Below are 17,947 nucleotides of genomic sequence, written 5' to 3'. Positions count from 1 at the left end.
AGGTATATGAATAAATAATTGATATATAACTAAAAATTATAAATTGGTTTTCTTCCTGCTGCTATCTAAGAAGATGATATTTACATGAATTACAATTTGGTTTTCTTAGAAATAATTAATCTATATCAAAATAAGTTCTCTTATAATTTTAATTGCGCATATCGAATATGCTGATTGTATTTCAAAATAGAAAATAATCTATAAATAAAGGTAACAAATTATATTTTAAGGAAATTTATATAAATATAGTTTCGTAATAAAAAAATTAGCTGTGTTGTAATTTTATCGCTAAGGATGAACGTGGTTGATAAGATTAATTAAAATACGAAGCAAATAAAGTTTTTAATCGATGTAGATGTCTATTTTATTTAATTTTTTAATGTATCAATGTTAGATAGAGATTAACTTATTTCATTTTTCATTAAAGCAATTAACATGCCATTTTATAGCTGAGCCAAGAATTATTTAAATTAAATTGTAATAGCGCAAAGTAAATTCGAGTGTTTCAAAGTTATTAAATAAGTATGTAAATGATGCTGTAATTTTAATCAAAATTTTTAAGTGTTAGGGTAGTTTGGATCAGCCAGAATATGAGGAAAAAAGTAGAGTTTAGATTGTTCTGGGATTGCATGGATGCTGCCGGCCTTAGCTATAGAGGAAGATCGGTTACGACAGCTCTATGCAATCGTTATAGGATTGATGATGAATGAAAAATTAAACGTTGGATTGTTGTTTGAGCCGTTGAGCAGCATCTAGTGCGAAATAGGTCAGGATGCCATCAGCACCAGCTCGTTTAAACGCCAGTAAGCTTTCTATTATCACCTTGTCCGCATCTAGCCAGCCATTTTGTATCGCAGCCTGAAGCATAGCGTATTCGCCTGAAACCTGATATGCATAAGTAGGTACAGCAAATTCATCTTTAACTCTTCGTATGATGTCCAGATAGGGCATACCTGGTTTAATCATTACCATGTCAGCACCTTCAGCAATATCCAGTGCGACTTCATGAAGTGCTTCATTGCTATTTGCGGGATCCATCTGGTAAGTATATTTATTCCCTTTACCCAAATTTCCTGCACTACCTACAGCACTACGAAACGGACCATAAAAAGCAGAGGCATATTTGGCAGCATAGGACATAATGCGGGTATGGATGAAACCATTTTCTTCCAGAGCTTCACGTACGGCACCAATCCGTCCATCCATCATATCACTTGGTGAAAGAATATCTGCACCTGCGTCGGCGTGAGATAATGATTGTTTTATAATAGCTTCTATTGTTTCGTCATTTTGAATATAGCCATTTGCATCTGGTAATCCATCCTGCCCGTGAGTGGTATAGGGATCAAGAGCCTGATCAGCCATCACTCCCAATTCAGGAAAGCGTGATTTTAAAGCGCGAATAGCCCGCTGGATAATACCATTTTCATCCCATGCTGCACGTCCGTCAGCTGTTTTACATTCTGGATTGGGTACGCCAAACAAATCCAGTACTGGTACACCAAGTTCAAGTGCTTGTTCGGCAACTTTTAACAATTCATCAATGGATAACCGTTCAACACCGGGCATACAGTCGACCGGAGTGCGACCGCTTTTTTCGTGCACGAAAACCGGCAAAATAAAATCATTTGCTGTTAGGATGGTTTCACGCATCATGCGGCGTGAAAAATCATCATGCCGCATTCTTCGCATTCGGGTATTTGGCATGATACGGGGAGGGAAATTCATAATTGCTATCCTATTATTTTATTACTCAGCATACTGTTAATAGTATTAATGAGTTTGATATCACCGCCAGTGAGGTTTGGTGAAATTGATTGTGGTATTTTAATCCTTTTTACATGGTACTTCTAATCGTCTTTTCGACTCCAGATTGTTCTAAAGAGGTTCTGATTTTTGAGGTTGCATGGAAGTTTGTTTGATAATTAAACGAGTAAATGCACATTGTTATTAGCTGAATAATTATAATTTTGATTTATCAATAGATTGCTTAGATACTGTGTTTAAAATGTATTCAGCTAACATGTATCTTATTGTTTGGCATGAGGTTATGGGCTCAATGTATGCCGAGTGAAATTTATCAATGAATTCTAATGATTTGAAGACAGCAAATTTACCGATTGTATTTTTATGGATGGCAAACCTAAGCCTATATCAACATCATAATTTAAATGGTTAAATTTAAATTTTAATATAAAATAATTTTATTAATAATGGTGAAAGAAATCTGGCGTATTGTCTAGATTAAAATAGCCACATAGCCAGTATTACACTAAGTGCAAATAATTAAAGGTTGCCGGTAAATGAAATAGCGATGGGACTGACTGAGAAAATTATATTCGGATGAATATGCTTGTTTAATTAAGTGAGTGCGAGACAAAACCAAACAATTGGAAAGATAAATCTTTTACTAACAGGTTTATTTTAAATACGGTTTTATGAGTTTTTGCAATTGAAAATTTTCTGGAATCTTATATAAATAGAAACAAACTACTAGAAGAAATAAAAAATAAAATAGCAAAGAGTTGATGCAAAACTTCAGTATATTTTGTGATGTCTGCACATACCAGTTTGGCATCTGGCAATTCGCTAATTAGACATAATGAGAAAACATATTATTGTTTCAAATTTTGTATAAAAAAGCATTTTTGCTGCTGAAACCCTTGAAAGCTATTATGAAAATAGGCTCAGTATTTGTCTTGTAAAGAAATCGAGCATAATTCAATCTGATATTTAAGGTATTAAGGTTAACAAAATAGTTACTAACTAATTATCTATCCCTTTGTTTATTTTTGCTATTCTATATGGTTTCTGATTAATTGTAGCAGTACGATTAGTGTGCTGATGAATTTTTTTCGTTTTCTGGAGAAATGATGGCAAACAAGGGCAGGTGGTCAGATAGTTTCTGCCAGGGTTGACCAGTTAATGGTTTTGCTGCCAGTACTTTTAAATGGCGGATAAAAATTCTATCGAGGCTTAAAAGGGGTAAGCGTGCAGGAAAAGTTTTTGGTGCGTTGTGGTAATTACAAAATGCATCTTGCAGATTCAGTTTTGGGTCAAGAGTATTATAAGACCGCTGTCGCCAGTCGTTGAAATCTCCAGCCAGAATCAAAGGTTTTGCTGGATCTATTTCACTTTGAATGTAATCGTATATAGTTTGATACTGTTTAATACGATCTGGTTCGCGCAGATTGAGATGAGCACACAAACACACTAATGGCATCTGCCACTGTGGAAGCTGAACTTCGCAGTGTAACAGTCCGCGCTGTTCCATTTTATTGACACTAATATCCAGGTTATGGCAGGTGATCATGGGGTGGCGGCTAAGAATAGCATTGCCATGATCGCGGTATTTGTAGCGTGCATTGCGGCCGTAGCTCACGTGATAGTCCAGTTGTTCACTGAGAATCTGGTAATGTGGTTGGCGAGGAAAATCCGGAATATTGTCTGCTCGTTTGCTGTTGTATCCCTGTACCTCCTGTAAAAACAGGATATCTGGAGCAAGCTGCTGTAAAGCTGTAGTCATTTGCAACAGCTGTACTTTCTGATTTAGTGCAGACATGCCTTTATGAATGTTGTAAGTGGCAATAGTGATGGCGTTCATGAAAGGTGTTGGAAAAATAGAATCACCAGCGTTGGGGCAACTGGATAAGTGCTGCACGGTTGGAAGGTGAGAAAACCTGCTCAGCAGCCTGCCCCAGAGGGCACCATTGGTAACGCAGATGCTCGCGTGGTGATAGTTTAATAGGAATAGAAGCGTCTATACATACAGAAAAAACATGTTCAGTGTTATGTGTTACGCCCAGTGCATAACGATGCCGCCAATGTGGATAAATTTCAAACACGCTTGAAAACTGCCAGTTGACAATATCGGTAGAAATAATACCAGTTTCTTCAGCCAGTTCACGTCTGGCTGTTTGTTCTAAAGTTTCTCCGGCTTCTTGACTGCCGGTGACCGATTGCCAGTAGCCGGGCTTATCTGCGCGCTCAAGTAGCAGTATCTGGTGGTGATTGTTATAAACCACCACCAGTACAGACACCGGCATTTTATAGGTGTTAAGGCTACTCATGAGGCTTATGCTGGCCTGCGTGAAAAGAAGAAACACTGAGTGCAGTTGGCAGTGGTTCAGAAAAGGATGGTTCTTCTTCAGAGGTAATTTGGTGCGTTATGTTGTCACAGGCAATGGGATCGCTTGCATCGTTAAGTATGCGGATTTCCTGCTGCGGAAATGGAAATTCTATACCTACTTCTTTAAAGCGGTTCCATATCTCCAGCAAAATGGCTGAGTTAATGCTCATAAATCCATTTTCGGGATCGCGAATCCAGTAATTAACGTACAGATTGATACCCGAATCGGCAAACTCAGTGACATAACTGTTTGGTTTTGGGTCGTCGCACACTCTTGCCTGTTTGGCTGCTGCTTCTTTTAATATTTCAAGTGCCTGTGGCAGGTCGGTATTGTAAGCAACCTGTAAGGTAAGATTGTTAGACATGATTTTGCTGGAATAGGAATCATTGATTACAGTATTGGAAACAAAGGTATCGTTAGGAATCAATGCTTCAGAACCATCACTGCTGCGCAAGACCACAAAACGAGCGGTTATTTTGGTCACATAACCGGTAAAATTATTGATATTCAGCCGGTCGCCTGGTCTCACGGAATGGTCTGCCAAAATGATAAAACCAGATACATAGTTACTGGCAATTTTTTGCAAACCCAAACCAAGTCCAACACCCAATGCACCACCGAATACAGACAGAATAGTGAGATTGATACCTACCATTGGAAGCGCAATCAGTACAGCCACAACCACAAGCAGAGTTTTAACAATTTTCACCAGCACATAGCGCAGATTTACATCAAGTTTTTCTGCTTTAAGTATATGCTGTTCGGTGATGCGCGATAGCCACATTGCGATAATGATAGCGATGCCAACAATAATGCTGCCGGTAATGACGGTGTACAGACTCAGACTGGTTGAACCTATTGGCAAGGCCAGTGATTTGAGTAATCGAATAATAAAGGTATCCAGACTGGTGAGCCAGAGCAGAAAGCATACCCATAAAAAGGTAGAAAGAGACCGCTCATAGCGTTCGTTGAAGCGGTTATTGGGTATGGCGTTGTGCAATACGGCCATGATAATACGAATCATCAGCAGCCAGCGTGCGGTAAAGGCCGTAAGCTGTAGCCACAGAACAGATTCACCGGTACTGACGCGCCAGATAACCATGGCAATGATGGTACACAGTAACAGTAATACCGGCCATAATAAGCGTGTAATAAAGTGAAACAGAACCGGAAATTTGATTTCTCTTTGCTGAGTATGTCGGTTGATGACGGCCAGTATTTTCAAGCTTAGCCAGTACGTACCAAACATAATTATCACTGCAAAGGCCAGTTCGAGCCAGCCACTGCTGGTTTTTAAGCTGTGTACCATCAGGCGTGCCAGAAATTCTTTGCGGGCAAACATGGAGTCGAAATAGTTATTCATGGTGGGGCAAAGAAACAATATTTGAATATAACCTTAATGGTAGGCGTTTTAGTGGAGTTCTGTAAACCGTCGTTATTAAAATTTAGTATGTCTACTGAAATGTTTTTGGGTTAATGATGTGACTTAAGAACAGTAAAGTGACATTTTGGGCTACAGTGATACAAAGAGATCTCATAGTATGTCTGTATATAAAACAGTTATTCACAATATTTGGGTGGAAATGGCAGACTATTATTTGATTCTGTATGCAAAAATATTTATAATTACTGGTTTTCCAACCTTGCCCTTTACACTTCGCATGGTAAAGGGATTGATTAGCCACAAGGAGTATTCATGCGTCATTATGAAATCGTGTTCATTGTCCATCCGGATCAAAGCGAACAGGTCGGTGCCATGGTTGAGCGTTACAAAACCATGATTACTGATGCCAACGGTAAAATTCACCGTTTGGAAGATTGGGGTCGCCGTCAGCTGGCTTACCCGATCAACAAAATTCACAAAGCACACTATGTGCTGATGAACGTTGAAACTACACCAGAAGTGATTGACGAAATTGAGACTGCGTTCCGCTTTAATGATGCGGTACTGCGTCATCTGACTGTGAAAATGGACGCAGCAGTAACTGAAGCTTCTCCGATGATGAAAGACGAGAAGTCCAAGAATCTGTTAGCAGGTAACAGCACTGAAGCTACTTCAGAGCAAGCTGAAGCCTGATTAATTTATTGAGGCTGGTTTGCTGAATCAATTATGCCTTTGTGCGCAGATTAAAAGTCTGGATGAATTACGTTATACCCCCGCTGGTTTGCCGGTATTGACTATGTGGCTTACCCATGAATCGTGGCAGATGGAGCTACAACAGCGGTTTCTGGCGAAAATGGAAATTCAGGCAAAAGCATTAGGTGATTTGGCTGCACACTGGCCGTATCAGCCGGGTAGTATGGTGGAAATCAATGGATTTCTGAGCCAAAAAGGTATTTATCATTCCCGGCCGGTACTGCATATCCAACAAATTCGCGAATATAAAGGTTAAACGACATGGCTCGTCAATCATTCAAACGTAGAAAATTTTGCCGCTTCACTGCGGAAGGTATCAAACAGGTTGATTATAAAGCAGTTGACTTGTTAAAAGATTTTATTACCGAAAACGGTAAAATCATTCCGGCTCGTATTACTGGAACCAAAGCACATTATCAGCGTCAGCTATCTACAGCGGTAAAACGTGCCCGTTTTCTGGCTTTACTGCCTTACACCGATCAACATAAATAATAAGGAAGAGTTATTATGCAGATTATTTTGTTAGAAAAAGTCGGTGGCCTGGGTAATCTGGGTGATCTAGTTAATGTAAAAAACGGCTATGCTCGTAATTTTCTGATTCCTCAGGGCAAAGCACAGCGTGCCAATGCTGCTAATCTGGCTGCATTTGAAGAAAAACGCGCTGAGTATGAAGCTCATCAAGCAGCAGTATTGGCCGATGCCGAAGCACGCAAGCTGAAACTGGATGGTCAGACAATCAGCGTTGCTCAGAAAGCTGGTGTGGACGGCCGTTTGTTCGGTTCAGTTACTACTCATGATATTGCAGAAGCCATTAAAGCAGCAGTCGGTGTGGAAGTAGTGAAAGCTAATGTACGTCTGCCTAACGGTCCGTTAAAAGCTATTGGCGAATATGAAATCGAAGTGGCGCTACACAGTGATGCTGTGGCTGCTATTACGGTAACTGTTGTGGCTGCTGCTGAATAAGTATAACTGACCACACATCAGGAAAGCGTAAGCTGTCTGGATTATTCCAGACAGCTTTTTTGTTATAGATGGTAAAAATAGTTTAGACTGTGCATAAAGCATATATTAGGAACCATAATAATGAAATACCTACTGATTACAGGTGCAGCTTTATTGCTGACGGCCTGCCAAAGCACACAATCTATGCAGAATAAACCAATCAAACCTGTTGTAACGGCCACTGTAACCGCACAGACTGATGAAAAAGTGTTTGCATTAACCGATAGCGGTATGGATTTGCTAGGCCGTAATGATGTGAACCGCTTTATTGATAATGAGATAAAACGTGGTCACTACAGCCGCGAGCAACTGGAGAATTTTTTTCGGCAAGTACGCTATCGCCCGAGTATTATCCGTGGCATGGATAAGCCGGGCACCTCTCTGCCGTGGTATACCTTTGTTCAGAATAATGCAAATAATGTGCGTATCAGTACAGGTAACGCTTTTTGGCAGAATAATGCTGCTGTGATTCAGGAGGTTTCCAAACGCTATGGTGTAACGCCACAATTACTGGTTGCAATAGTGGGTATTGAAACCAATTATGGCGCGAGCATGGGATCGTATCGTGTGGCAGATGCGCTGACTACCCTTGGGTATCACTACCCGCGCCGTGCAGCTTATTTTCAGCGCGAGCTGGCAGAATTTTTGCAGCTGGCTTATGAGGAAAAGCAGGATCCATTTAGTTTCAAAGGTAGTTTTGCCGGAGCAATGGGTATGCCGCAGTTTATGCCATCCAGTTTTCATCAATATGCTGTAGATTGGGATGGTGACGGGCATAGGGATATCTGGCGCAATGCCGGTGATACGCTGGCTTCAGTGGCTAATTATATGAAGCAACATGGCTGGAAGTCTGGTGCACCGATTGCGGTACAGGTGAGTATGCAGCCAACGCCACAATTACAACAGATTATTGATGAGCCAACTTCCCTAAAATATACTGCTGGACAATTGCGTCAACTGGGTGTGGTGATTCCGGCGCAGATTGCTAATCAGGAAAAGGGTATTTTGTACCGGCTAGAAATTTCACCCGGTGTGTATGATTACTGGTTTGGACTAAATAATTTCTATACTGTCTGGCAATATAATCACAGCCGGCATTATGTGGCTGCGGTGCGGCAGATTGCCAATAATCTGGCTGATGCTAATGCAAATTTATAATGTTTAATTTGTCACTTTGTCCAAGCTACCTGCTGAGCTAGGTAGCTTGGCGAGTAAGCTAAGCTATCTTCTGAATTTTGTACCGAAAACATAGAGCTACGAAGAAATGTGTTGAACTCATTATTCCAATTGTATAAATTGGTCTGAGTTGTTTGATGTAAAGCTGGTATGGGTGCAGTAAATTATGTTTTACATTAGAATTAATCTGCTAGAGGCAATGAATTACAGAATGTAAAAAAGCCGTTTGCTGTAAATGATTGAATTCTTACTGACAGCCCTTATTAATATCATTTCTTCTAAACAATTTCTTATTGTTACCTACGATTTTTTGCTGTCTTTTATCCTAACCACTTTTAGGTGTTTTTGGTTACAATGTGGTGCCTGTCTGTGTATTTCTGACAGACAAAATTTCTTTTTTTGAGTTTAGATTCTGCTGTGGCTGGCGGTTGTGGACGGTTATGACTTATCAAGTATTGGCGCGTAAATGGCGGCCGAAAAGGTTTGCCGATTTAGTGGGGCAGGAGCATGTGGTTAAGGCATTGGTGAATGCGCTTGATAAAGGCCGTTTGCACCATGCGTATATGCTGACTGGAACACGAGGTGTAGGTAAAACTACCATTGCCCGTATTCTGGCTAAAAGTCTCAATTGTTTGCATGTTGAACATGGCGAACCTTGTAATCAGTGCGATTCATGCCGTCAGATTGATGCTGGACGCTTCGTTGATGTACTGGAAATTGATGCGGCCTCTAATACAGGGATTGATAATATCCGTGAGGTGCTGGAAAACGCGCAGTATGCACCTACGATGGGACGCTATAAGGTATATATTATTGACGAAGTGCATATGCTGTCCAAAAGTGCATTCAATGCCATGCTTAAAACGCTGGAAGAACCACCCGAACATGTGAAGTTTATTCTGGCTACAACCGACCCACAAAAAGTACCGATTACAGTATTGAGCCGCTGCCTCCAATTTGTGTTGCGTAATTTGAACAGCACGCAGGTGCACGATCATCTGGTTTATGTATTACAGCAGGAACAGATTGATTATGAAGATGCGGCATTGCTGCTGTTGGGTAGAGCGGCTGCCGGTTCCATGCGCGATGCGCTTAGTTTGCTTGATCAGGCAATTGCAATTGGTTCTGGCAAGGTGACCGAAGCAAATGTGCGCAATATGATTGGCGCGGTGGATAAAAGCTATTTGTATGCTTTACTGGAAGCGCTGGCTACAGGTAATGGAAAAGCTTTGTTATCCAAGGCTGAAGAAATGGCTAGCTGTGCAGTGGGTTTTGACAGTGCGCTGACAGAGCTGGCTTTATTGTTACAACGTTTAACTATTTTGCAAACAGTGCCTTCTGCCATTGCATCGGATGAACCTGAATATGCGGCTTTAACCCGCTTTGCCGGCCAGTTTTCTGGTGAGCAAATACAACTCTACTATCAATGCGCTTTACGAGGTAAAGCGGATTTACCTCTGGCACCGGATGAGAAGGCTGGGTTCGTAATGACTTTGCTGCGCATGTTGGCTTTTACACCACTTGCTGCAGTAAATACTCAACGTCTGCATGGTCAGCTTAGCGGCACTCAACTGCAAAATCCGCCGGATAGTAATCTTCTGGTTGCTGAAGGACAATATTTTAAATCTGTGGAGACACCAGTATCTGCGGATATATCGGGTAACGAAGGGGTAAGCACAGAAGCTGAACAAAATGTACAGGCAGAGCCCGCTACACACGTGGAAACCACCCCAGCAGCAACATCTAGTGGTATTGATTATCAGGCAGTTCCACCTGATGTGAATGCTCATAGATCAGCAATGGCTGATGAGGGGTTACCACCTCCGTGGGAAGATGTTCCTTCAGATTTGTCAGATGCAGTTGATGACAATTCTATATCACCCCCTTTGTTAACCTCTGATGAGCCTGATGTGTCTGAGCAGTTTTCTACTCCACAGTTGGAGGTTGACTCAGGCAGCTTAGCTGCTGATCAAGCTGATAAAACACAACCGGAAATACTTCAGAATAGTTTTCCGCCTCTAAGTGCTGAGAACTGGCCAGAAATATTAACTTTGCTGGCACACCGGCTTGGAGCTGTACAGTTGTTCAGCCAACATTCTGCCGTTGCTGCCTATGAAGAACATACTGGTGAATTGACGATTGCGCTTGCAGAGCAGGGAGAACCAACAGCTAACCGTGAATTATTAACGCGGTTAGCTGAAACTCTTTCGGAAGTTTATAAGCGGCCGATTCGGCTGCAGACTTGCAGCTGGCAAGAACAAAGTACGCTGGAAACACCGCAGATGCGTCAACAGCGTCTGCATGCTGAAGCTCAGCAGCAGGCACAATCGATTCTGGAAGCGCAGCCAGCGGTAAAAATGCTAATGGATACCTTTAACGCAAGTTGGATTCCTGAAAGCTTGCGTCTGGCTGAAGATTAATTACAATATTTGGTTTAATTTTTTCCGTTTAAATTTGAAGTAAAAGGAAGTTGCTATGTTTGGAAAAGCAGGTTTAGGTGGTTTGATGAAGCAGGCGCAGCAGATGCAGGAACGCATGAAAAAAGCGCAGGCAGAACTGGCTAATGTGGAAGTGGAAGGTGAATCTGGAGCCGGAATGGTTAAGGTAACCATGAATTGTCATTACGGGGTTAAGCGTATTCATATTGATGACACTCTGCTTGCCGATGCAGCTGAAGATAAAGAAATGCTAGAAGATTTGATTGCGGCTGCGGTAAATGATGCAGTGCGTAAGGCTGAGGCCACTTCTTCTGAACGGATGGGGCAGTTTACGCAAGGTATGAATCTGCCTGCTGGTATGGGTGATTTCTTTAAATAATTTATTACACAGGGAGGGTGATTTGGATGAGTTGCTCTTCCTTTTATCTTAAAAAATAGCATAAATTGGCTGAACATGCGTTTGCAGCGGCTTTTTCCTTTTAGCTTTTGCCATGCCGTAATTGATTTAAATCTGAAATAAAATCAATTAAATGGCTGTTAATGCTAATTGTATATTGGCTGATAAATTAAATCTTCAGCTGCGTGTTAATGAGTAACAGAATGAGCACAAAAAACAATGATGCTTTGAGCCGTTTAACCAATGCATTAAAAGTCTTGCCGAATGTGGGACCTAAAACGGCACAGCGTATGGCTTACGAATTGCTACAGCATAAGCGTGCTGGTGCGGAGGAATTAGTCGCCGCTATTCAGGCTGCTTTGTTACAGGTGCATCATTGTCGGTTATGCAATACTTTTTGCGAGGGTGAATTGTGTGCCATCTGTGCGGATAAAACTCGTGACGCGAAGCGGCTGATGATTGTGCAGATGCCAGTGGATGTAGCCAGTATGGAATCAGCGAATTGTCATGATGGGCTGTATTTTGTGCTGATGGGACAGGTAAACCCGACACAGGGCGCAGATTTACAGGCTATAGCGCTGGATAAGCTGGTTACAAGGTTACAGGAATATGAAGTAGAAGAGATTATTATTGCTACGAATTTTACAGCTGAAGGTGATGCTACGGCTTATGTCCTGTCGCAGTTGCTTACGGATTTTCCAGCTAAAATTACGCGGCTGGCTCGCGGTATGCCTCTGGGTGGAGAGCTGGAGTATGTCGATGCCGGTACCTTGGCGCAGTCTGTCTATGAACGACGGAATATAAAATAAATTTTGGCAGTATTAATTTTTGATTCGTATTTTTCTTATTATTTGTTATAGCTGAAGATTGGTTTAATCTTTAGCTTTTTTGTATTTTGATTGGACTTTTGTTGGGGAAAATATCGCTTTGAAAGAGGTTTTCTGAAAATAGAGCTGATAATTTTGGCATGATGAGATAAGCAGGAATTGTTATCTTGTTAAAAATTATGGCAGGCTGAGCAATTTATTCCGCTTAAAAAAATTTGATTGTTGCAGCCTGCCGATAATGTCTTTTGATGTTATCAGTTATTTTTCTAATTTTTAAACACTTAAGACTGAGTTAATTCAAGCCATTACTACAGTCTATACTGGATTTATTTTTTGTCTGGGGTTTCACTCAGAAACAGCTGATAAGCAGCATTGTGCGTCTGTTCCTGATATAGATAACCAAGGTGTTCCAGAAATGTATGGAATTTTTCTGTATCAGAAGGAGGAATATCCAGACCCACTAATACGCGGCCGAAATCTGCACCATGGTTGCGGTAATGAAACAGGGAAATATTCCAGTCAGACTGCATGTGTAACAGAAAGCGTTTTAATGCGCCTGGCCGCTCTGGGAACTCAAAGCTTATCAGGCGCTCATTGGCTACTTTTCCAGTGCGACCGCCCACCATATAGCGGATATGCAGTTTGGCCATTTCGTTATGAGTTAAGTCAATGGTAGGTAGGCCGTTGCTGTTCAGTTCCTGTGCAATCTGCTGTAAATCGGCGATGTCGTTACTCTGGATCCCGACAAAAATATGCGCTTTCTGGTTATCCCCGTAGCGATAATTGAATTCTGTAATACTGCGGTTGCCTATCAGTTCAATAAAGTGGCGGAAGCTGCCCGGTTTTTCCGGTATGGTAACAGCAAAAATACCTTCATGGCCTTCGGTTAGCTCACAACGTTCGGATACATAACGAAGCTGATGAAAGTTCATGTTGGCACCACTTGTGACGGCTATCAAATTTTGATGCTGGCACTGATTCTTTGCGATATATGCTTTTAGGCCGGCTAGGGCAAGTGCACCTGAGGTTTCGGTAATGCTGCGAGTATCATCGAAGATATCTTTAATCGCCGCACAAATGCTGTCGGAATCGACAATGATGATGTCGTCTAAAAGGTCGCGGCACAAAGCAAATGTTTCTTCGCCCACCAGTTTGACGGCGGTGCCGTCGGCAAATAGGCCAACTTCAGATAATTCGATGCGTTTACCTGCTGCAATGGATTGTTTCATGGCACAAGCATCTTCGGTTTCAACGCCGATTACTTTGATTTCCGGACGTACGTTTTTGATATAGGCGGCAACGCCAGCAGCGAGGCCACCACCACCGATGGCTACAAAAACTGCATCTATTGGTTTGGCATGCTGACGCAGAATTTCCATGCCAATGGTGCCTTGTCCGGCAATCACATCAGGATCATCAAACGGCGGAATGTAAGTTAAGCCGCTTTCGGCAACCAGTTGCATGGCGTGGTTATAAGCATCGTTGTATGACTCACCGGCCAATACAACTTTTCCTCCCCGTTTTCTGACGGCATCAATTTTGATTTGTGGTGTGGTTTGAGGCATGACAATTGTTGCTTCACATCCTAGTTTTTGCGCAGACAAAGCTACACCCTGTGCATGGTTGCCAGCTGAAGCAGTAATAACCCCTTTTTTTAGAGTAGTTTTGTCCAGCTTGGCCATTTTGTTGTAGGCGCCACGGATTTTAAAGGAAAATACCGGCTGTAAATCTTCACGTTTTAGCCAGATGTGGTTATTGAGTCTGTCGGATAGGTTGGTGGCATAATCCAAAGGCGTTTCAATGGCCACGTCGTAAACAGCGGCGGTGAGTATGCGGGTAAGGTAGTTTGCGTGTTTGTTCATGATTGCTTATAAAGAAGAGTCTGATTTTATTATGCAGATTGTCTGCTTAACGGAATTAATCAAAAATTAACGATAACGCGGCTGTTTTTTTTATGCAAGTAAATTTGCCAATATCGCTTATCTAGTGCGGTCAAATGTTTATAATATCCGGTTAAAGATTGGGTGAATGCAGGCAAAGCCGATTTTGAATGTGCTAAAAAAATTATGAGAAATTTAATTTGTGGACTATGGGCAACGATATTGCTGGCAGTTCTGCCAATGACGCAGGCAGTGGAATTGCCTGTGATTAATGCTGCAGCGTATGCGGTGGCGGATGAGCAAAGCGGGATGATTCTGGCAAGCCGTGATAAGGATGCTCAGATTGAACCAGCAGCCTTGACTAAGCTGATGACAGCTTACTTAGTTTTTGATGCTTTGCAAAGTGGCAAACTGAAAGCTCGCCAGCAATTGCAGGTTTCTTCGACTGGTTGGCAGACAGACGGCAGCAGAATGTTTTTACAGCAGGGTGTGCCGGTACCTGCTGAAACAGTGGTGCAGGGTATGCTGGTGATTTCTGCCAATGATGCGGCAATAACGCTGGCTGAAGCAGTGGGCGGCAGTGAAAAAGCCTTTGTACAACGTATGAATACACAAGCGCAGAAAATGGGGCTGCATCACACCCATTTTATGAATTGCACCGGTTTGCCGGCACAAGGACAATACAGTAGTGTGGGAGATTTGCTGATATTAGCACAGAGACTGGTTAGTGATTTTCCACAGTATCAAAAATGGTTTGCTAAGAAATCATTTAGTTATAACGGAGTAACGCAGTTAAACCAAAATCTGCTGTTATTTCGCGATAATCAGGTGGATGGTCTGGCTGTAGGGTATAGTATTAATGGCGGATATAATCTGGCTGTAAGCAGCAAGCGCAATGACCGCAGTAATATTGCAGTACTCGTAGGTGCAGACAGTAGTGAGGCCAGAGCTGCTGAAGGCAGTAAGCTATTAAGCTGGGCTCTGACTTCTTTCAATACGGTGCGCTTATATCCGGCGGGACATAAACTTGCAGATATCACTGTTTACAAGGGTGCACATCGAAAGGTGCCAGTCGGATTTTTGCGTGATACCTATGTTACTGTGCCTGCTAATGGAGCTAAAGAGCTTTTAATTGAACTAGATGCTGTACAGCCTGTAGTGGCACCTGTGTATAAAGGTCAGAATATGGGGACGTTAAAGCTTCTGGCTGGAAACCAGACAATTGCTGAACAGCAGGTGGTAGCACTGCATAATGTGGATGAGGCGGGTTGGTTCAGTCGCTGGCTGGATAGTGTTGCTTTGTGGTGGCACAATCTTTTTCACAAAGCAAAATAGCTGCGCCGGTTATGAGAAAGAAGCAAGTGGCTTTTGATAGCATAAAATAGGTAAAACTGTTCAGGAACCTAACAATAATAAAAAACCCATCATATTGATGGGTTTTTGCTTTTTACTTATTTATTCATAGGGGTGTTGCAGCAAAATAGTTTCTTCGCGATCTGGGCCGGTAGAAATCATGGCAATTGGTGCACCACAGATTTCTTCAATGCGTTTCAGATAAGCTTTAGCATTAGCCGGTAATGCATCGTAGGTTTTCAGGCCGAAGGTACTTTCTTTCCATCCAGGCATGGTTTCATAAATAGGTGTGCAAGCGGAGACAGCATCTGAACCGCAAGGCAGAATATCTATTTTTTCACCATTATAATCGTAACCAACGCAGATGTTGATGCTGTCCATACCATCCATTACATCCAGCTTAGTAACACATAAACCAGAGATACCATTTACCTGAATGGAACGTTTCATCAGTGCAGCATCGAACCAGCCGCAGCGGCGCGGACGTCCGGTAACAGCACCGAATTCATTACCGCGTTGGGCCAGACCTTCGCCCACGCTGTCAAAGAGTTCTGTCGGGAACGGACCTGAGCCAACGCGGGTAGTATAGGCTTTGACGATACCCAGAACATAATCGATTTTAGTTGGTCCGACACCAGAACCGACTGTTGCAGCACCGGCAATACAGTTGGAAGAGGTAACAAAAGGATAAGTGCCATAATCGATATCGAGGAACGTGCCTTGTGCTCCTTCAAACAGTAATGATTCGCCGCTTGCGTTCATATCGTTCAGCTCGCGTGAAACGTCCCCGACCATCGGCCGTATCAGGTCGGCCAGTTCTAAAGTTTGCTGATAGATTTTATCTGCATCCAGAGCTTCTTGTCCGTACAGGCCATTAAGCTGGCAGTTATAGATAGCAACAGCATCTTTAATTTTTTGCTCTAAGACATCTGGCTGAAACAAATCCATTATCCGTACTGCACGCCGAGCAATTTTATCTTCATAGGCCGGACCAATACCACGGCCGGTGGTACCGATTTTTTTATCGCCTTTGGCTGCTTCACGGGCATGATCCAATGCAATATGATAAGGTAATATTAAGGGACAAGTTGGGGCAATTGTCAGCTGTTTGGTAACATCAATACCGGCTTGCTGTAATTCAGACATTTCACTCAGTAAGGCCTCTGGTGATACCACTACGCCAGAGCCGATAAAACAGCGTTTTCCTGTATGTAAAATACCGCTTGGAATTAGTCGCAATACGGTTTTTTTACCGTTGACTACGAGAGTATGACCCGCATTATGTCCGCCCTGATAACGTACCACGCCGGAGGCACGTTCGGTCAGCCAGTCTACAATTTTACCTTTGCCTTCATCACCCCATTGGGTACCGACAACGACGACGTTTTTTGCCATATAGATTTACCTGCTCATACTAAAGGTTGGTTATTGCTACAAAGGAATCAGTTGCCATTGCTGGTTTTGCCAGACAAGTTGGCGGTCGCATCCTTTAACTTCGTTGCATTCAGGAGTGTAATCAATGATGACACATTCACCGGCTGAACGCAGTTGCTCTATTTCGTTTTTTGCAGCGGGGGCATCGTGCACGCTGACTTTTATGCCGCGTAGTTTTTCTACTGGTGGCAGATGCCCAATTAAATCTCGTAAGTCAAAACTGAATCCTGAGGCTGGGCGGCTACGGCCAAAATATTTGCCCAATCCATCATAGCGGCCGCCTCGTGCCAACGCATCTGGCCAGTCTTCACTGTAGGCGGCAAACAGTAATCCGGTATGGTAATTGTCTACTCGCAGTTCGCTCAGATCGATAAAGATGCTGTTGCTAGCAAAAGCCGCACATATTTGCTGAAGCTGTTGTAGTGCTATGCTGATTTCGGGTAAGTCAGGCAATATGGTGCGGGCGGTCTGTAATACTTCTTGCGTTCCATATAGGGTGGGTAAGGCGATAAAGGCATCAATCCACTGTTGCGAAATCTGCCATTGCAGGACACATTTTTCGACGGCTGAGGCGTCTTTTGCCTGCATTAGCTGTAATAGTGAAGCAGCTTGCTGATCATCCAGTCCGGCAGCTTCAGCTAAAGCATAAAAAATACCGATGTGCCCCAGCGATAAGGTGGGTGCAGAAACATTAACGATAGCTAAACTTTTTAGCATTAAATCAATCAGCTCAATATCTGCATCGATACCTGCGTGGCCATATAGTTCGGCACCAATCTGTAAAGGTTCGCGAGTGCTTAGAAAGCCGTCAGGTCTTGCATGTAATACTGGACCGGCATAGCACAGACGGTTTAGGCCGCTGTTGGCAGAAAGTAAATGTGCGTCAATACGGGCTACCTGCGGGGTGATATCTGCACGCAGACCCAGTTGCCGGCCGCTAAGCTGGTCGACAACTCGGATGGTTTTAAGAGACAAACCTTCATCAATACGGGTAAGTAAAGATTGGCTATACTCAAGCAGAGGAGGGCAGACGAGTTCGTAGCCATGAACGCGATAAAGTGCTAACAGCTGTTCTTTGGCGCTTTCCAGCTGGCGCGCCGCAGAAGGAAGGATGTCGGCAATGTATTCGGGCAATTGCCAAGACTGCATTGATATTCCTTACAAAATACAAGC

16 protein-coding genes are annotated in these 17,947 nt (G+C 42.7%); 9 read left to right on the top strand and 7 right to left on the bottom strand.

Going from position 1 to position 17,947, the window contains the following annotated elements:
• Positions 1–714 precede the first annotated feature (714 nt).
• The 4 genes from hemB to J3U67_RS02905 form a co-directional block, all read right to left on the bottom strand.
• Positions 715–1,728, bottom strand: coding sequence for a porphobilinogen synthase (hemB, locus tag J3U67_RS02920; protein ID WP_267390085.1), 1,014 nt, complete (start codon positions 1,726–1,728; stop codon positions 715–717).
• Between the two features lie 1,105 nt (positions 1,729–2,833).
• A complete protein-coding gene (locus J3U67_RS02915; RefSeq protein WP_267390087.1) occupies positions 2,834–3,604 on the bottom strand; it encodes an endonuclease/exonuclease/phosphatase family protein in 771 nt (256 codons plus the stop codon).
• Positions 3,605–3,626: 22 nt separating this feature from the next.
• Positions 3,627–4,070, bottom strand: coding sequence for a dihydroneopterin triphosphate diphosphatase (nudB, locus tag J3U67_RS02910; protein WP_267403685.1), 444 nt, complete (start codon positions 4,068–4,070; stop codon positions 3,627–3,629).
• Complete coding sequence (locus tag J3U67_RS02905) at positions 4,063–5,493, bottom strand: mechanosensitive ion channel family protein (RefSeq protein ID WP_267390089.1); 1,431 nt, start codon at positions 5,491–5,493, stop codon at positions 4,063–4,065. The genes nudB and J3U67_RS02905 overlap by 8 nt, the downstream gene beginning before the upstream one ends.
• Before the next feature lie 333 nt (positions 5,494–5,826).
• On the opposite strand from J3U67_RS02905, the gene rpsF reads away from it, so the two are divergent.
• The 8 genes from rpsF (at position 5,827) to recR (ending at position 12,089) form a co-directional block, all read left to right on the top strand.
• Complete coding sequence (rpsF, locus tag J3U67_RS02900; protein WP_100139956.1) at positions 5,827–6,207, top strand: 30S ribosomal protein S6; 381 nt, start codon at positions 5,827–5,829, stop codon at positions 6,205–6,207.
• 19 nt (positions 6,208–6,226) lie between these two features.
• Complete coding sequence (priB, locus tag J3U67_RS02895; protein ID WP_267390090.1) at positions 6,227–6,523, top strand: primosomal replication protein N; 297 nt, start codon at positions 6,227–6,229, stop codon at positions 6,521–6,523.
• A 5-nt stretch (positions 6,524–6,528) separates the two neighbouring features.
• Positions 6,529–6,759: a 30S ribosomal protein S18 gene (gene rpsR / locus J3U67_RS02890; RefSeq protein ID WP_025330416.1), complete on the top strand. Its 231-nt coding sequence runs from the start codon at positions 6,529–6,531 to the stop codon at positions 6,757–6,759.
• Positions 6,760–6,774: 15 nt separating this feature from the next.
• Positions 6,775–7,230 (top strand): 50S ribosomal protein L9, encoded by a 456-nt coding sequence (gene rplI / locus J3U67_RS02885; protein WP_100139958.1) that lies wholly within the window; start codon positions 6,775–6,777, stop codon positions 7,228–7,230.
• A 120-nt stretch (positions 7,231–7,350) separates the two neighbouring features.
• Positions 7,351–8,427 (top strand): lytic murein transglycosylase B, encoded by a 1,077-nt coding sequence (gene mltB, locus J3U67_RS02880; RefSeq protein WP_267390091.1) that lies wholly within the window; start codon positions 7,351–7,353, stop codon positions 8,425–8,427.
• 458 nt (positions 8,428–8,885) lie between these two features.
• Positions 8,886–10,865, top strand: coding sequence for a DNA polymerase III subunit gamma/tau (dnaX, locus tag J3U67_RS02875; protein WP_267403683.1), 1,980 nt, complete (start codon positions 8,886–8,888; stop codon positions 10,863–10,865).
• Positions 10,866–10,920: 55 nt separating this feature from the next.
• Positions 10,921–11,262, top strand: coding sequence for a YbaB/EbfC family nucleoid-associated protein (locus J3U67_RS02870; protein WP_100139961.1), 342 nt, complete (start codon positions 10,921–10,923; stop codon positions 11,260–11,262).
• A 221-nt stretch (positions 11,263–11,483) separates the two neighbouring features.
• Positions 11,484–12,089, top strand: coding sequence for a recombination mediator RecR (gene recR / locus J3U67_RS02865; protein WP_267390093.1), 606 nt, complete (start codon positions 11,484–11,486; stop codon positions 12,087–12,089).
• Positions 12,090–12,433: 344 nt separating this feature from the next.
• Here recR and ilvA read toward each other — a convergent pair whose 3' ends face one another.
• Entirely contained in the window at positions 12,434–13,969 is a 1,536-nt protein-coding gene (gene ilvA, locus J3U67_RS02860; RefSeq protein ID WP_267390094.1) for a threonine ammonia-lyase, biosynthetic, read from the bottom strand.
• Positions 13,970–14,173: 204 nt separating this feature from the next.
• Here ilvA and J3U67_RS02855 point away from each other — a divergent pair, with 204 nt between their 5' ends.
• Positions 14,174–15,322 (top strand): D-alanyl-D-alanine carboxypeptidase family protein, encoded by a 1,149-nt coding sequence (locus J3U67_RS02855; RefSeq protein WP_267390095.1) that lies wholly within the window; start codon positions 14,174–14,176, stop codon positions 15,320–15,322.
• Between the two features lie 120 nt (positions 15,323–15,442).
• On the opposite strand, the gene J3U67_RS02850 is transcribed toward J3U67_RS02855, so the two are convergent.
• Together J3U67_RS02850 and J3U67_RS02845 are read right to left on the bottom strand one after the other, a co-directional pair.
• Positions 15,443–16,735 carry an adenylosuccinate synthase gene (locus tag J3U67_RS02850; protein WP_267403681.1) on the bottom strand — a complete coding sequence of 431 codons (1,293 nt, stop codon included), beginning with the start codon at positions 16,733–16,735 and terminating at the stop codon, positions 15,443–15,445.
• Between the two features lie 36 nt (positions 16,736–16,771).
• Positions 16,772–17,923, bottom strand: a complete 1,152-nt coding sequence (locus tag J3U67_RS02845; protein ID WP_267403679.1) for an ATP phosphoribosyltransferase regulatory subunit — start codon at positions 17,921–17,923, stop codon at positions 16,772–16,774.
• Between the last annotated feature and the right edge of the window lie 24 nt (positions 17,924–17,947).

Source organism: Snodgrassella sp. B3837 (genome assembly GCF_026535955.1).
GTDB lineage: Bacteria > Pseudomonadota > Gammaproteobacteria > Burkholderiales > Neisseriaceae > Snodgrassella > Snodgrassella alvi_E.
Note: the sequence above shows the minus strand (reverse complement) of the source record. Positions and strands in the feature narration are given on the sequence as shown.

Excerpts from the sequence above, each read along its gene's own strand:
- recR (WP_267390093.1), top strand. The coding sequence starts at position 11,484 with ATGAGCACAAAAAACAATGATGCTTTGAGCCGTTTAACCAATGCATTA.
- rplI (WP_100139958.1), top strand. The coding sequence starts at position 6,775 with ATGCAGATTATTTTGTTAGAAAAAGTCGGTGGCCTGGGTAATCTGGGT.
- nudB (WP_267403685.1), bottom strand. The coding sequence starts at position 4,070 with ATGAGTAGCCTTAACACCTATAAAATGCCGGTGTCTGTACTGGTGGTG.
- mltB (WP_267390091.1), top strand. The coding sequence starts at position 7,351 with ATGAAATACCTACTGATTACAGGTGCAGCTTTATTGCTGACGGCCTGC.
- J3U67_RS02855 (WP_267390095.1), top strand. The coding sequence starts at position 14,174 with ATGAGAAATTTAATTTGTGGACTATGGGCAACGATATTGCTGGCAGTT.
- hemB (WP_267390085.1), bottom strand. The coding sequence starts at position 1,728 with ATGAATTTCCCTCCCCGTATCATGCCAAATACCCGAATGCGAAGAATG.
- J3U67_RS02845 (WP_267403679.1), bottom strand. The coding sequence starts at position 17,923 with ATGCAGTCTTGGCAATTGCCCGAATACATTGCCGACATCCTTCCTTCT.
- rpsR (WP_025330416.1), top strand. The coding sequence starts at position 6,529 with ATGGCTCGTCAATCATTCAAACGTAGAAAATTTTGCCGCTTCACTGCG.
- ilvA (WP_267390094.1), bottom strand. The coding sequence starts at position 13,969 with ATGAACAAACACGCAAACTACCTTACCCGCATACTCACCGCCGCTGTT.
- J3U67_RS02870 (WP_100139961.1), top strand. The coding sequence starts at position 10,921 with ATGTTTGGAAAAGCAGGTTTAGGTGGTTTGATGAAGCAGGCGCAGCAG.
- J3U67_RS02905 (WP_267390089.1), bottom strand. The coding sequence starts at position 5,493 with ATGAATAACTATTTCGACTCCATGTTTGCCCGCAAAGAATTTCTGGCA.
- dnaX (WP_267403683.1), top strand. The coding sequence starts at position 8,886 with ATGACTTATCAAGTATTGGCGCGTAAATGGCGGCCGAAAAGGTTTGCC.
- J3U67_RS02915 (WP_267390087.1), bottom strand. The coding sequence starts at position 3,604 with ATGAACGCCATCACTATTGCCACTTACAACATTCATAAAGGCATGTCT.
- rpsF (WP_100139956.1), top strand. The coding sequence starts at position 5,827 with ATGCGTCATTATGAAATCGTGTTCATTGTCCATCCGGATCAAAGCGAA.
- J3U67_RS02850 (WP_267403681.1), bottom strand. The coding sequence starts at position 16,735 with ATGGCAAAAAACGTCGTCGTTGTCGGTACCCAATGGGGTGATGAAGGC.